This window comes from Mycobacterium xenopi (genome assembly GCF_009936235.1).
Lineage (GTDB): Bacteria > Actinomycetota > Actinomycetes > Mycobacteriales > Mycobacteriaceae > Mycobacterium > Mycobacterium xenopi.
In genome coordinates this window covers 1,381,978-1,395,291 of record NZ_AP022314.1, presented here as the reverse complement: position 1 = coordinate 1,395,291, position 13,314 = coordinate 1,381,978, and the positions used below count along the sequence as shown (strand labels likewise).

The following is a 13,314-nucleotide window of genomic DNA, read 5'->3' as shown; positions in this document are numbered from 1 at the left end:
GGCAGCACATGACCGAAAAAGACTGGGCAACCATCCTGGTCGAACGCGACGGACGAGTCGGCACCATCACGCTGAACCGGCCGCAGGCGCTCAACGCGCTCAACAGCCAGATGATGAATGAAGTTACTTGTGCGGCAACGGATTTCGACGAAGACCCAGATATCGGCGCGATCATCATCACCGGTTCGGCGAAAGCATTTGCCGCCGGTGCGGATATCAAAGAAATGGCCAGCCTAACGTTCGCCGATGTGTTCGACGCCGACTATTTCGCCACCTGGGCCAAGCTGGCCGCGGTGCGCACCCCCACGATCGCCGCGGTGGCCGGGCACGCACTCGGCGGCGGCTGCGAGCTGGCGATGATGTGTGACCTGCTGATCGCCGCCGACACAGCGAAATTCGGTCAGCCCGAAATCAAGCTCGGCGTGTTGCCCGGCATGGGCGGCTCCCAGCGGTTGACACGGGCCATCGGCAAAGCCAAGGCCATGGACCTCATCCTGACCGGCCGCACCATCGATGCGGCCGAGGCCGAGCGCAGCGGCCTGGTGTCGCGTGTCGTCCCGGCCGACGACTTGCTCACCGAGGCCAAGGCGGTCGCCGCCACCATCGCGCAAATGTCGTTGTCGGCGACCCGAATGGCCAAGGAAGCCGTCAACCGCGCCTTCGAATCCACCCTCGCCGAAGGACTTCTCTACGAACGCCGGCTATTCCATTCAGCTTTCGCGACCAGCGACCAGTCCGAGGGCATGGCGGCGTTCATCGAGAAGCGCCCCGCGAACTTCACGCATCGTTGAGCACACCGGCGTCCACCAGCGCCCGAAAGCCGCCGACCACATCGGTGGCCCGGCGTAGACCGAGGTCTTGCAGCGCGGCCGCCGCCAGACTCGACGTGTAGCCCTCCGAGCAGATGATCACCCACTCGACGTCGTCGTCGACAGCGTGGGGCAGCCGGGCGTCGCTGGTTGGATCACATCGCCATTCGAGGACGTTGCGTTCGACGACCAGCGCGCCCGGGATCTCCCCTTCGACAGCGCGCTGGGCCTGCGGACGGATGTCGACGAGCACGGCGCCGCGGCGCATCGCGCCGGGCACCTGCTCGGCGGTAAGCCGGCACAATCGGGCCCGGGCGCGACCCAGCATCCGATCTATCCGGCTGGTCATGGCACGCGGTCGGTCAATTCGGTGCGCCGGCGGCGCAGCGTGTTGCGTTCGGTGACTTCGTAGTACGACATCGCGGTCAGCGGGGGCGAGTATGCATGCACGCTCAGGGTGGGGCCGACCGGCGCACCGACCGGCGGCGGAGCCCACACCACGTCGTGCACCCAGCCCAGCGGGAACCCGGCTTGATCGCCCGCGTGCAGCCGCCGACGGCGCAATTGGTCGCCCTCCCAACGGAATTCGTCGAGAGACCCGGACAGCAGCGTCAACGCCCCCAGCGACCCGCCGTGGTCGTGCAGCTCGGTGGCATGCCCGGGCACCCAGCTGATCAGCCAGATGTCGATTTCGTCGTCACCATGGATGCGGCTGAACCAGCGGTCGTCGGCGGGCACCCCAGCCGACGGCAGCAGGTGGTCGTAGTCACCGCTGAGCACGTTGTCGGCGGCCCGATCCGTGGCATGCAACAGGTCCGGCACCCGCAACCGGGTGGGGCCGGAAACCGACGGGAAGCTGGCTGTCCGCAACGCGGCAGGGCTGGCGAGAACCATGTGAGAACTCCGGGGACAGATGGACGGATCTGGGGTCGGCGCGACGTTAGGGCCGACAACACTCCAGAACCATGGCGCGCTCCATCACGGCAACCAGCCTTGCATACATTGACACCGTGCGCTGGCGTCGATATCGCTCACTGGTCTGGGTCACCCTTGCGGTCGTCGGGTTTCCGATGATTGCCAGCTGCGCCTCAGCCGACCGCCAGGACACCGCACCTCCGCCCGCCACATTGGAGCCCTTGCCGGCGACCAGCCCGCCGCCGCCCGGTGCCATCGGCGTCTCACCCGGCGGGGTCACCACCAAGGTCGACGTGCCCGCTGACTCGTCGCAGGACGAATACGCCCTGGCCTGCCGCGCCGCCAAGCAGTGGATGACCAGTCGTGGCGGCGACCCGCACGCGCAGATCGAGCCGTATCTGGCAACCCTGCAGTCGCCGGCCGCGAAGCCCGGCAAGGGCACGTTCAACCGGCCGTGGGCGCAGCTGACGCCGGGCCAGCAGGCGGCGGTGATCGTCGCGGTCCAAGCGGCCGCCGACGACCAGTGTGGCTGACGGTGAGCGTGCGGCGCAGTTCGAATCACGCCTGAAAGAAAAGCGGCCGCGCGCACAATGAAGTGATGCCTGTCGTCGACCCGGTGCGCTCGCGCGCCGCATTCCAGCCGGCCGCGCTTCGGGTGGGCAGCTCGCCGAGGCCGCGCGTGGCACTGGCGCTGGGCAGCGGCGGTGCGCGCGGATACGCCCACATCGGAGTGATCAACGAGCTGCAGGAGCGCGGCTACCAGATCGTCGGGATCGCGGGTTCGTCGATGGGTGCGCTGGTGGGGGGTCTGCAGGCGGCGGGCAAGCTGCATGAATTCGCCGATTGGGCGAGGTCGCTGACGCAACGCGCCATCCTGCGGCTGCTGGACCCCTCGATCACCGCCGCCGGAGTGCTGCGGGCCGAAAAGATCCTCGACGCGGTGCGCGACATCCTCGGCGACGCCACCATCGAGCAGCTGCCGATCCCCTACACCGCGGTGGCCACCGACCTGCTGGCCGGCAAGTCGGTGTGGCTGCAGCGCGGTCCCGTCGACGAGGCCATCCGGGCTTCCATTGCGATTCCGGGCGTCATCGCACCGCACGTCGTCGACGGGCGGCTCTTGGCCGACGGCGGGATTCTCGACCCGCTGCCGATGGCCCCGATCGCCGCGGTCAACGCCGACCTGACCATCGCGGTGAGCTTGAGCGGCAGCGAGGCCGACGGCGCTCGCGAGCCGGAACCACGTGCCACCACCGAGTGGCTGAACCGGATGGTGCGCAGCACCTCGGCACTGTTCGACGCCAATGCCGCCCGGTCGCTGCTGGACCGGCCGACGGCGCGTGCGGTGCTCAGCCGGTTCGGCGCATCGCTTCCCGCACCCGATGACGAGCCGGAGATCGCGGCCGGCGAAGAGCCGACCGACCTTGCGGAGGCGCCGGCCGAGGTGCCGAAGCTGGGCAGCTTTGAGGTCATGAACCGCACTATCGACATTGCCCAGGCCGCGCTGGCGCGCCACACACTGGCTGCCTATCCGCCCGATTTGTTGATCGAAGTGCCCCGAACCGTCTGCCGCGGCTTGGAATTCCACCGGGCTGCCGAGGTGATCGAGGTCGGCCGCACACTGGCCATCGACGCGCTGGATAGCCTGAACGTCGACGACCCGGCTCCGCCGGCTAGCGAGAGCTGACCGCGGGCAGCGCTGCTAGGTGCCGTCCAGGAAAGCGGTGAGGGCGGCAACGTCTCGCCGGCCTTGTGCCCGCCCTGCTTTCGCCGACGCCACCCGGCAGCGCGGGTCCAGCGGGTTGGCTCCGAACGCAGCCAGCGAGTCGTCGTCGGCGAACACACCGAATGCCGCTCCGTGGAAGGCCGCGACCTCGGCACCCGGGCGGCGCCAAACGGCGACGGCGCCGCCCCACTGGAGGGCACCAGCACCACCGCCACGTCACAGTCGGCGGCGATGTCGAGGTTGACACTGCTGGCGACCCCGCCGTCCATGTAGCGCCGCTCCCCGATCGTCACCGGTGGCCACGCCCCGGGCACCGCGCAGCTGGCGGCGACCGCGTCAACCAGGTCCACGCCCGACTCACGGTCGAATACAACGCGTTCGCCAGTGACGATGTCGATAGCGGTCAGGCGCAAGTCGCGGTCCGGCCAGTGGTGCGACGGCAGACGGCCGGCGATTACCTCACGACGGACCGGCTCGGCCACGGTATCGGTCGCCGCCGCGATCGCCCCGATCCGTCGCAGCTTCTGCCGCGTTGTTCCTGGTTTCGTGATGGCGTTGAAGAAAAGCTCGGTGATGGTTTCGACGCCGACACCCGGGTCCAGTTCGGCTGATGTCGGAGCGATTTGCCGGGCGTACAACTCGTCGAGGGCCGAACCGCTGCTGATCTGCGCCGCCACCGCCGAACCGGCCGACGTCCCCACCAGCACATCGCAGTCCAGCAGCGTCCGTGCCGTCTGCGGCGCCTGGTCGGCGATTCCTTGCAAAACGCCTGTCTCCCAGGAGATTCCGGCTATCCCTCCGCCTGCCAGGACCAGTGCGCGTTTGGCTGCCATGTTCACCGCGTCACGTGTGCTGCGCTGCCTGCGCCGCCGAACTCAAGTCGTCGCGGCGCAGCTGGTAGCGGGGCGGGTGGGGGAGCACCATATCGCGGGTGATCTGCAGTGCGGCGTCGACATGGACGAGCTCCCCGGGCGCGATCAGGTCCCACCGCGGGTCGTCATCCATCGGCTCGCTGGCGAACACCGCCGACGGAGCGGCGCTCAAGTGCTCTGAGCGTGCGCGAATTCGGTTGGTGCGCAAGTGGAATCCCGTACCCGGTACAAATTCGCGGCGGTCCAACAGGTAGAGCTCGTGCGCCTCGGGGTAACGCAGGGCCCACACATCGGTGGCCGTGCTCAGCAGCACGTTGACCGCATAGATCGGCACGTTGGCCGCCAGCCATTGCATGGCGTCGATTAGGCCAGCCGACACATCACCGCCACGCGCGCGGATCGACGCGGTGATCAACGCGAACATCCGCTCCGAATCGGTCTGGCCCAACACAAGGTCCGCGGTACCGACCTCGCGGAGCCGGTCGTCGAGCACGTCCAGACCCTCAAGCACACCGTTGTGGGCGAAGATGCGTCCGTCCTGCACGAACGGATGGGTGTTGAGCACGTCGTGCGCCCCGGTTGTTGCGTAGCGCACGTGAGCGACGAAGGTGGTGCCGGTCATCTCGTGGGCTTCGGTGGCGAAATCGGCGTCCTGCCACGCCGCTATCGGCTGCTTGCGGACGTCGGGACGGCCGTGGCCGTCGAAGACCCCAAGCCCGGTGCCGTCCGGGTTCCGCCGGCTCTGAGCGGCCAGGTTGTCGGGAGCGTCGAGCAGCCAGAACGTGGCGGTCACGACGTTCGTCCCGGCGTGCAGTCCGAAGAGTCGACACATGCTGGTCGCCTTCCTGTGGTGAGCAGACGCTAACGCCCCCAATTTCGCGCCGAAATGGGGGCGTCAGCGTCTGCTCCCCTACTCTCGCGCCTCGATGACCTGGTATCCGTTCTCGGCGTAGCGCGCCCGGATAGCCTTCTTGTCGTACTTGCCCACGCTGGTGCGCGGAATCTGGTCGACGAACGTCCACCGTTCCGGTAGCCACCATCGAGCTACTTTGTCCGCCAGGAATTTTCGAAGCTCCGCGGCATCGGGAGGGACACCTTCTTTGAGCACCGCAACGGCCAGGGGCCGCTCCTGCCAGCGCTCGTCGGGTACGCCGACGACCGCGGCCTCGACCACGTCCGGGTGCGCGATGAGGTAGTTCTCCAACTCGACCGACGAGATCCACTCCCCGCCTGATTTGATGACGTCCTTGGCCCGGTCGGTCAACGTGATGAAGCCCCGCTCGTCGATGCGGCCCACGTCGCCGGTCCGCAACCATCCGGATGCAAACTTCGACTGGTCGTGCCCGCGGTAGTAGGACGCGGCAATCCACGGACCACGAACCTCCAGCTCGCCGACGGCCTTGCCGTCATTGGGCAATACGTTGTCATCGTCGTCGACGATGCGGGCCTCCACCCCGCACACGGGTTGGCCCTGGGTGGCGCGCAGCGGCCAATGCTGCTCGTCCGGGGTTCCAGGCGGGGGCCATGCCATGGTGGCCATCGGCGATGTTTCGGTCATCCCCCACAGCTGGCGGATCTGGACGCCGTGCTTTTCCTCGAAAGTGCGCATCAGCGAAAGCGGGACGGCCGAACCGCCGCAGGCGACCACCCGCAGCGACGACAAGTCGTGGTCGGGATCCTTAGCCAAGTAATGCAGGACGTCGTTCCAGATGGTGGGGACCGCACCGGCGACCGTGGGCCGCAGCGTCTCGATCATGTCGATCAGCGACCCAGCATCCAGGTGGCAATCGGGCAGCACCAGATCGGCGCCGGCCATCAGCGCCGCATACGGCAGCCCCCACGCGTTGGCGTGAAACATCGGCACTATCGGCAGCACGCAATCGCTGGACCCGACGCCGATTCCGTTGGCTGTGCAGGCCGCCATGGTATGCAGGAAGCTCGAACGGTGGCTGTAGACAACGCCTTTGGGATGGCCGGTGGTGCCGCTGGTGTAGCACATCGCGGCGGCTGAATACTCGTCGATGTCCGGCCAGGCAAATTCGGTCGGCTCGCCGGCGATGACATCGGTGTAGCGCAGCACGGTCTTGCCGGCTTGCTCGAGGGGCGCGGTGTCTCCGTCTCCGACCGCGATCACGGTGTGCACCGTCGGAAGGCGGGACAGGATCGGGGCGAGCAGTGGTGCCAACGACGTGTCGACCAGCACGACTTGGTCTTCGGCCTCGTTGGCGATATAGACCACCTGGTCGGCGAAGAGCCGGACGTTGAGGGTATGCAGCACCGCACCCATCGCCGGCACCGCCACATAGGTTGCCAGGTGCTCGGTGTTGTTCCACATGAACGTGGCGACGCGCTGGTCTGCGGTGACGCCCAGACCGCGTAACGCATGCGCCAATTGGGCCGCCTGCTGGCCGAGCTCACGGTAAGTGCACTCCCGATAACCGTCGCCGGTGGCGGTAGTGACCTTGCGGGCGCCGTGGACGCCGCTGGCGTGCCTCAGAATCGCGGTGATCGTCAGCGGGAATTGCTGCATGGTGCTCTGCATCGACGTACCGCCTTACCGTTCGCAGCATCGCTTGGTGTTCAGTCGCGCGAATGCTAGCGCCGAGACGCCCGACTGTTAGTGGTTCCCGCGAGAAGCGCTGATAAACCACGCCGGGTTACGTCAACGCCGGCTCAAGCTGCGGCAGTGCGTGCCGACCCAGCCCCGAGCGGCGCGTGCGGTTGTCTTCGCCCGGCAGCCTCGGGGCCGCCGCAGCGGAGTCGATCGACACCACGGTCACCGCGCCGGAATAGTCGCCGACATAGAGGTAGTGGCCGCCCGGACTTTCCGCTACGCACGACGGCTGCCTGCCCACGGTGATGGTGGCGACGACATCCTGCGTCAGCGGGCACAGCACGCTGATCCTGTCCTCACCGACGAGGTAGGCGCGATCGCCGTCGCTGCTGAGCACCAGCTGCGTGACCAATGCCCCGGTCTCGCCGAGCTTGCGTGTGCTGATGATCTTGTTGCTGCGGGTATCGACGACGTCGATCACCGCGCCGAACCCCACGCCGCTGCTGGCGATGTAAGCCGTAGCGCCGTCCGGGCTGATCGCGATATCGCGGATGGCACAACCGATCTCGATGGTGTCGACGACGCGCTGCCGGCGTGCGTCAATCACCACGACTTCGCCGCCAGCGGCCCGCTGGGTGGCGGTGTAGACAAGCCCATCCGGGGTGATGCGCAGGCATCCGGCGGTGGTGCCCGCCCGCGCGCCAATGTCGATCGCTTCAACACGACCGGTCGCGCTGTCGAGGACGGCGACGTCGGCGCCGCTCGCTGCGGTTCGGCTCACATAGATCCGCCTGCCGTCGCTGTCGACCGCCAGGTCGGTCACCGTCAGGGCCACCGGATGCGCGGCGACGACGCTGTCGGTCTCCAAGTCAACGACCGCGATCGCGTCGTATGCCGGTGAAACCGTGCTGAGGTAAGCGTGGCGGGGGTCGGCGGGGCTCATGGCGATGGTGAACGGTTCATTGATCCCGGTGATCGTCCTTACCCCGGCCCAGGTGCCGGTGTCGATGATCGACACGCTGTGATCGCGGTAGTTGCTCAATAGCAGCCGATCACCGTCGGGGCTGGCGACGATGCCGCTGATGGGTCCGCGGTGCACGGCCATTCCGGCAACGATCGCGAACTGCGACGTGCTCTCCGTGCCGACGGCTGACCCGTCATCGCCAAGCCAATTGCGTTTCAGATAACCCACATTGACACCAGCCTTTGCTGTACTTGTCGCGCTTCGACGCCACGCGACAAGGGTCACCGCAGCATGACGACCGGAATATCCCTGGTTGACAGGATTTCGGCGCCATCAGCGCCGCTTCTGGGCGAGTCTAGCGGCCGATTTCTTAACGCAACGCGCGCAGTTCGCCGCCCGCCCTGCCGGTCCCGCCAGAAGACCTCAAAGCCCGCTTAAATATCGATCTGTCGGTATGAGCGGGTTGCCATACAGCGAACGCAGTAATGCGGTCTTCCAGGCTTTTGCAGGTTGCTCGCTAACCACAGGGCGATGCGCGTCACGACACGGAAAGTTAAGAGATCGTTCAGCATCAGCGTCGAGAAAGAGGCGAAAGTCACATCCGCGGCAGTCGCGTGGAACGCAGCTTCGCGCGCAGCCGGGGCTTACGTCATGGGTACCCTGCCGGCGATCTGATTCGCGATGTCGACCGCCGTGTTCTTCGGGTCGGCGCTGCAGGTGTTGACATCGATGACGACGTTGTTGCGGGCTGTCAGCGCCCGCCCGCAGGCCCAGCCAGGGGCGTTGGCGTTTTGTTGGGTCGCGATCGTGCTCAACATGCCGTTGGTGTTGGATACCGGCCCCACATCCCACACCGTGTGGCTTTGGGTGTGGGTGTACTGGTGACAGGCCGACCACTGGAGCCCGGATGCGGCGACGAAGGCGCTGGCCTGCTTGGCGGACGGAAACAGCACCACGGCCTGCTCGACGAAATGGGTGAAGTTATCGCCTTCCTGAAGTGTCTCATCCCGCTCAGCGGTGTAACCGCTTTTGGCGTAGACCTTCTCCTGCGCTGAACCATCGACGGCCAGGCATTCCTTGGGCTCCATCGTGGCGCTGTCGTCAGACATCTGAGTGCGGTATCTCGTCACCTTCATCTCGGATGCGCCCATGACGGCGTTGACCTGATCGGCGCTGAGCAACAACCCCTTCAGCCCAACCTCGGTAATCGGTGGCGCCGTCTTCGACTTGGTGGTGGTGGGCCGCGACTTGACGCTGCCTTCGTGGCCGCCACCGCCGCACCCGGCGGCGAGAATGCAGATGCCCGCGACGGCCCCTGCGGCCGTCAGGTAGCGCACATGTTCGTTTCGCATCCCCGCTGTGACCCCCAACCGATCAGCGCGACGCTCACCACCCCTGCTGCACTGCTGGCCAGAATTTGCGTGTATTGAGCCTACCGCGACCGGAGCCGGACAACGCCGCGAATTCGCTAATCGTCCGTGCCAACACGTCATTTCGGGCAAGACCGGGCAGTTCGCCGAGGCGCACGCCGATCCTGGCAAACGCGTGGTTCGCAGGACCGCAATTCGGCGCCTCGACGAAGCCCCCGGTGCTATCGCGCCGGCCCGCCACCGCGGGTGGCCACAGCCGGGTTCTCGGACGCACAGCTGACCACCGGTGCCCCCAGTCGGACTCGAACCGACACTGGACGGATTTTAAGTCCGCTGCCTCTGCCAATTGGGCTATGGGGGCTTTGCAGTTCAGAAGCGTATATGGGCTGGCCTTAGCGGGCCCGAGCTGCTGCCGACGCGGCACACCGGCAGTAGCATCTCGCCATGAACCGACGACCGGCCGGGTGTTTCGCGGTCGCCGTGTCGGCGGCCTTGGGGTTGCTCGGCACCGGTATCGCGCATGCCGATGCGACCGACAGTTCGTTTTTGCACGCCCTCGACCAGGACGGCGTCACCTATCAAGACCCGGCACGGATCATCAACTACGCCAAAGCCGTCTGCGACGCGCTCCACTCCGGACGACCAGCAGCCGAGCTGGTCAACCGTATCCAATCGGAAAACCCGAAGTTGACCCCACAAGGCGCGAGGTATTTCGTCGCCGACGCCGTGGCCCACTACTGCCCCGACCTGAACACTGCTGCCAAGCCCGGCAACTGAACCCCCCGTAGCTGTCGCTGTGCGCGAAACATGCTGCGCCGCTGTGTAATTCATTCGGAAAACACGTCACGTGCAAGGTCGATGACATTGCTCGCAGCCAGCCCGCCGTCGGGCTGATGAACACCACATCCCGGCAAGCGGTTGATGTTACTGGCCAGTTTCTGCAATCTCACCATGTAGGTAAATTCCCGGCGAATTCGTGAGCAATTGCTTCTTCTCGGTGCCAGTCGCGAATAGCCCACTCCTTTACGGAAATGTTGTTCGGCCGAGTTGGTTTGCCGACCCTGCGCGCCCGCCAGCAAAGCGTTAAAACCGCCGCCAAAACCGTTAAGGAGCCGTTAACGAGGTATCACCGCTGCGTCTGTGCACGGAAGCGTGGAGTCGTGGCATCACAAACGGAAGACGACAGCCGACCTATCGGCTCGGTTGCCGAGGAGTAGTCCAATGTCGTACGTCACCACGCTGCCTGAAGCGTTGGCGGCTGCCTCGAGCCAGCTACGGGGAATCGGCTCGGCATTGGCCGCCCAAAACGCCGCCGCGGCGGCCCCGACGACGGGAGTGGCCCCCGCGGCCGCCGATGAAGTGTCGGCGCTGCAGGCCACCCAGTTTTCTGCCTACGGCAGCCTGTATCAGGCAGTCAGTGCCCAGGCCGCGGCGATTCACGAGATGTTTGTCAACACGTTGGGAGCCAGCGCCGATTCGTACGCAGCCACCGAAGCCGCCAACGCGGCTGCCGCCGGTTCCTCCGGGTCGGGGCTCTCGCTCCTGGGGTTCCTGACGGGGGAAGGGTCATACGGGCTGGTCCCCGGTGCGTTGAGCAACAGCGCCATCATCGGCGCATTGCAAGCGGGGAATTTCGGTTCCGCAGCATCCGACCTCATCCAGGCCAGCCCCGCTTCGGGCACCGCCGCAGCGAGTGCGACCGCGCCTCTGGGTGCCGGGGCCGCCGATTCCGGCGGGGTGGGCGGAGCGGTGGCGACGAATGCCGTCGGGCCGGCGGGCGCGGTTGGTGCCCGCGCGGCGCCGGTGTTGGCCAGCGCAGGTCAGGCCTCCGCGGTCGGCGGGTTGTCGGTGCCGCCCAGTTGGGCCGCAGAGACCACGCCAGTGTCAACCGGCGCCCCGGCGCGGCTGGCTGGCGCGGGTTGGACGGCCGCCACACCCGACAGCGCGCCCGCGGCGACGGTGCCGGCCGGGATGCCGTCGGTGGCCTCGGCTGGCAAAACCGCCGGATTCGGCGCACCGCGCTACGGCGTCAAACCCACGGTGATGCCGCGCCCGGCGGTCGGTTAGGGACCGCGTCCCTGCATCTTCGACACAAGCGCAATCGGTTACTACGAACGGGGGATGTGCGAGATGGACTTCGGCGCGTTACCTCCGGAGATCAACTCCGCACGCATCTACGCCGGGCCAGGATCGGGCCCGATGACGGCCACCGCGGCCGCGTGGAACAGCCTGGCCGCTGAATTGGCTACCGCCGCATCGGCGTACGAGTCGGTGATCTCCTCGCTGACGAGCGAGGGTTGGATGGGCCCGTCGTCGGTGGCGATGGCCGCCGCGGCGGCGCCCTATGTGGCGTGGCTCAATACCACCGCCGCGGCCGCCGAGCACGCAGCCGCGCAGGCCACCGCCTCCGCAGCCGCCTACCAGACCGCGTTTGCGATGACGGTGCCGCCGCCGGTGATAGCAGCTAACCGGGCTCAGCTCGCCGCGCTCGTCGCGACGAACTTCCTCGGGCAGAACACTCCGGCGATTATGGCCACCGAGGCCCACTACGGCGAAATGTGGGCACAAGACGCGGCCGCCATGTATGGCTACGCGAGTTCCTCGGCGAGCGCCGCACTATTGCATCCGTTGACCCCGCCAGCGCCGAATACCAACCCTGCCGGGCTGGCCGGCCAAGCCGCCGCGGCCGCGACCGCCGGCACCCAGACCGAGTTGTCGCAGCTAGTTGCCAGCCTGCCCAACACCGTGCAAGGCCTGGCCTCCCCGCTGGCCGGATCGGCCTCCGCGTCGGCGGGTCCCGGTGGGTTTCTGTCAGATTTCATCAACTCCACACAAAACATCGGGATTTGGAACGCAACCCAGACCTACACCGGGGCGGCAGGAAACATCGGGGCTTGGAACATGTTTGCCGGCATCGCAAGAGGCATCAGTTCCTCGGGAGCCGGGCCAGGCTTTCCTGGCGGCACCGCCGCACCTGCCGGCTCGGAGGGCGTCGCGGCGAGCGCCGGCGGATCGATGCTGGCAAGCGCAGCCTCCCCAGCGGCCGCAGGTGGGGCACCGGTGTCAGCGGGCATGGGCCGGGCCGCCACCGTCGGCAAGCTCTCGGTGCCGGCCACGTGGTCGGCAGCCACCCCAACTGCCAGCACAGAGGCTGCATTCACCGCCTCAGGCTGGACCAGCGCCGCCGAGGAAACCCCGCCGGTGGCCACGATGCCGGCCGCCATGCCCTCGGTGGCTTCCGCCAGCCGCGGGGTGACCGGCTTCGGCGCTCCTCGCTACGGCGTCAAACCAACCGTGGTAACACGCCCGGTGGTCGCCGGCTGACCAAAAGGGAAGAGAAAAGGGAAAGAATATGTAACTTGTTTGAATCCACCCGTTCAACGCCAGGCCGTACTGTAGTCCATAAGGCTGCTGCGGCGCAGCGATCATCGACGGCTTCGAGCTAAGGAGATATTCAGATGCCAACTCGGTTTATGACCGATCCCGACCAGATGCGGGCGATGGCGGGCCGGTTCGACGTGCACGCCCAGACCGTGGAGGACGAGGCCCGCAAGATGTGGGCGTCGTCGGTCAACATTGCCGGTGCCGGCTGGAGTGGGTCTGCGCAGGCCACCTCCTACGACACGATGAGCCAGATGAATCAGGCGTTTCGCAACATCGTCAACATGCTGCACGGGGTGCGTGACGGGCTGATCCGCGACGCCAACAACTACGAGGCCCAAGAGCAGGCGTCCCAGCAGATCCTGAGCAGCTAGCACCGAAATCGTTAGGAGACAACGACAATGACCATCAACTACCAATTCGGCGACGTTGACGCTCATGGTGCCACGATTCGGGCGCAGGCGGCGGCGTTGGAGGCCGAGCATCAGGCGATCATCCGTGATGTGCTGGCCGCCGGTGACTTCTGGGGTGGTGCCGGGTCGACGGCGTGCCAACAGTTCATCACCGAGCTGGGCCGCAACTTCCAGGTGATCTACGAGCAGGCCAACGCCCACGGCCAAAAGGTGCAAACCGCCAGCAGCAACATGGCCAGCACCGACAGCGCCGTCGGCTCCAGCTGGGCCTAACAACCAACCACAGGCGTAGCCCGCACGTCGATCCGAG

15 protein-coding genes, 1 tRNA gene and 2 pseudogenes are annotated in these 13,314 nt (G+C 66.7%); 9 read left to right on the top strand and 9 right to left on the bottom strand.

The genetic code is table 11. The annotated features are described in order from the left end of the window. Positions 1-8: 8 nt before the first annotated feature. On the top strand, positions 9-791 hold the full coding sequence (locus MYXE_RS06535; RefSeq protein ID WP_085196961.1) for an enoyl-CoA hydratase: 783 nt from the start codon (positions 9-11) through the stop codon (positions 789-791). On the opposite strand, the gene MYXE_RS06530 is transcribed toward MYXE_RS06535, so the two are convergent. Together MYXE_RS06530 and MYXE_RS06525 are read right to left on the bottom strand one after the other, a co-directional pair. Beyond that, positions 778-1,158 (bottom strand): rhodanese-like domain-containing protein, encoded by a 381-nt coding sequence (locus MYXE_RS06530; protein ID WP_003920585.1) that lies wholly within the window; start codon positions 1,156-1,158, stop codon positions 778-780. The two genes, MYXE_RS06535 and MYXE_RS06530, sit on opposite strands and share 14 nt — an antisense overlap. Then, entirely contained in the window at positions 1,155-1,703 is a 549-nt protein-coding gene (locus MYXE_RS06525) for a cupin domain-containing protein (RefSeq protein ID WP_112649964.1), read from the bottom strand. The genes MYXE_RS06530 and MYXE_RS06525 overlap by 4 nt, the downstream gene beginning before the upstream one ends. 71 nt (positions 1,704-1,774) lie before the next feature. On the opposite strand from MYXE_RS06525, the gene MYXE_RS06520 reads away from it, so the two are divergent. Then, entirely contained in the window at positions 1,775-2,257 is a 483-nt protein-coding gene (locus tag MYXE_RS06520; RefSeq protein ID WP_003920587.1) for a lipoprotein LpqV, read from the top strand. A gap of 65 nt (positions 2,258-2,322) precedes the next feature. After that, entirely contained in the window at positions 2,323-3,411 is a 1,089-nt protein-coding gene (locus MYXE_RS06515; protein ID WP_112649965.1) for a patatin-like phospholipase family protein, read from the top strand. A 15-nt stretch (positions 3,412-3,426) separates the two neighbouring features. Here the strand turns inward: MYXE_RS06515 and MYXE_RS06510 are convergent. From MYXE_RS06510 to MYXE_RS06485, 6 genes and pseudogenes are all read right to left on the bottom strand, one after another. Next, a pseudogene (locus MYXE_RS06510) lies at positions 3,427-4,283 on the bottom strand (patatin-like phospholipase family protein). 10 nt (positions 4,284-4,293) lie between these two features. Beyond that, a complete protein-coding gene (locus MYXE_RS06505; protein WP_085196957.1) occupies positions 4,294-5,154 on the bottom strand; it encodes a class II glutamine amidotransferase in 861 nt (286 codons plus the stop codon). 78 nt (positions 5,155-5,232) lie between these two features. After that, complete coding sequence (locus MYXE_RS06500) at positions 5,233-6,864, bottom strand: long-chain fatty acid--CoA ligase (RefSeq protein ID WP_003920591.1); 1,632 nt, start codon at positions 6,862-6,864, stop codon at positions 5,233-5,235. Positions 6,865-6,979: 115 nt separating this feature from the next. Beyond that, positions 6,980-8,068 carry a YncE family protein gene (locus tag MYXE_RS06495; protein ID WP_085196955.1) on the bottom strand — a complete coding sequence of 363 codons (1,089 nt, stop codon included), beginning with the start codon at positions 8,066-8,068 and terminating at the stop codon, positions 6,980-6,982. A 416-nt stretch (positions 8,069-8,484) separates the two neighbouring features. Continuing rightward, positions 8,485-9,192: a sensor domain-containing protein gene (locus MYXE_RS06490; protein WP_003920593.1), complete on the bottom strand. Its 708-nt coding sequence runs from the start codon at positions 9,190-9,192 to the stop codon at positions 8,485-8,487. A 305-nt stretch (positions 9,193-9,497) separates the two neighbouring features. Then, positions 9,498-9,571, bottom strand: a tRNA-Leu gene (locus MYXE_RS06485). A gap of 83 nt (positions 9,572-9,654) precedes the next feature. Between MYXE_RS06485 and MYXE_RS06480 the strand changes: the two genes are divergently transcribed. Next, positions 9,655-9,987, top strand: a complete 333-nt coding sequence (locus MYXE_RS06480; protein ID WP_003920594.1) for a DUF732 domain-containing protein — start codon at positions 9,655-9,657, stop codon at positions 9,985-9,987. A gap of 50 nt (positions 9,988-10,037) precedes the next feature. On the opposite strand, the gene MYXE_RS06475 is transcribed toward MYXE_RS06480, so the two are convergent. Further along, positions 10,038-10,289: a hypothetical protein gene (locus MYXE_RS06475; protein WP_161552054.1), complete on the bottom strand. Its 252-nt coding sequence runs from the start codon at positions 10,287-10,289 to the stop codon at positions 10,038-10,040. Between the two features lie 142 nt (positions 10,290-10,431). Here MYXE_RS06475 and MYXE_RS24300 point away from each other — a divergent pair. The 5 genes and pseudogenes from MYXE_RS24300 to MYXE_RS06455 form a co-directional block, all read left to right on the top strand. Next, positions 10,432-10,728: pseudogene (locus tag MYXE_RS24300) on the top strand (PE family protein); the annotation flags it as partial. 219 nt (positions 10,729-10,947) lie between these two features. Further along, on the top strand, positions 10,948-11,277 hold the full coding sequence (locus MYXE_RS24295; protein WP_232061812.1) for a PE/PPE C-terminal domain-containing protein: 330 nt from the start codon (positions 10,948-10,950) through the stop codon (positions 11,275-11,277). Positions 11,278-11,340: 63 nt separating this feature from the next. Beyond that, the gene (locus MYXE_RS06465; protein ID WP_085196981.1) at positions 11,341-12,534 is read left to right on the top strand and encodes a PPE family protein; all 1,194 of its coding nucleotides are present in this window, start codon (positions 11,341-11,343) and stop codon (positions 12,532-12,534) included. A gap of 134 nt (positions 12,535-12,668) precedes the next feature. Continuing rightward, entirely contained in the window at positions 12,669-12,965 is a 297-nt protein-coding gene (locus MYXE_RS06460) for a WXG100 family type VII secretion target (protein WP_003920670.1), read from the top strand. Positions 12,966-12,992: 27 nt separating this feature from the next. After that, positions 12,993-13,277 carry a WXG100 family type VII secretion target gene (locus tag MYXE_RS06455; protein WP_003918926.1) on the top strand — a complete coding sequence of 95 codons (285 nt, stop codon included), beginning with the start codon at positions 12,993-12,995 and terminating at the stop codon, positions 13,275-13,277. Positions 13,278-13,314 lie beyond the last annotated feature (37 nt).

Coding starts and splice junctions, on each gene's coding strand:
- MYXE_RS06535 (WP_085196961.1), top strand. CDS start 9: ATGACCGAAAAAGACTGGGCAACCATCCTGGTCGAACGCGACGGACGA.
- MYXE_RS06530 (WP_003920585.1), bottom strand. CDS start 1,158: ATGACCAGCCGGATAGATCGGATGCTGGGTCGCGCCCGGGCCCGATTG.
- MYXE_RS06525 (WP_112649964.1), bottom strand. CDS start 1,703: ATGGTTCTCGCCAGCCCTGCCGCGTTGCGGACAGCCAGCTTCCCGTCG.
- MYXE_RS06520 (WP_003920587.1), top strand. CDS start 1,775: ATGGCGCGCTCCATCACGGCAACCAGCCTTGCATACATTGACACCGTG.
- MYXE_RS06515 (WP_112649965.1), top strand. CDS start 2,323: ATGCCTGTCGTCGACCCGGTGCGCTCGCGCGCCGCATTCCAGCCGGCC.
- MYXE_RS06505 (WP_085196957.1), bottom strand. CDS start 5,154: ATGTGTCGACTCTTCGGACTGCACGCCGGGACGAACGTCGTGACCGCC.
- MYXE_RS06500 (WP_003920591.1), bottom strand. CDS start 6,864: ATGCAGAGCACCATGCAGCAATTCCCGCTGACGATCACCGCGATTCTG.
- MYXE_RS06490 (WP_003920593.1), bottom strand. CDS start 9,192: ATGCGAAACGAACATGTGCGCTACCTGACGGCCGCAGGGGCCGTCGCG.
- MYXE_RS06480 (WP_003920594.1), top strand. CDS start 9,655: ATGAACCGACGACCGGCCGGGTGTTTCGCGGTCGCCGTGTCGGCGGCC.
- MYXE_RS06465 (WP_085196981.1), top strand. CDS start 11,341: ATGGACTTCGGCGCGTTACCTCCGGAGATCAACTCCGCACGCATCTAC.
- MYXE_RS06460 (WP_003920670.1), top strand. CDS start 12,669: ATGCCAACTCGGTTTATGACCGATCCCGACCAGATGCGGGCGATGGCG.
- MYXE_RS06455 (WP_003918926.1), top strand. CDS start 12,993: ATGACCATCAACTACCAATTCGGCGACGTTGACGCTCATGGTGCCACG.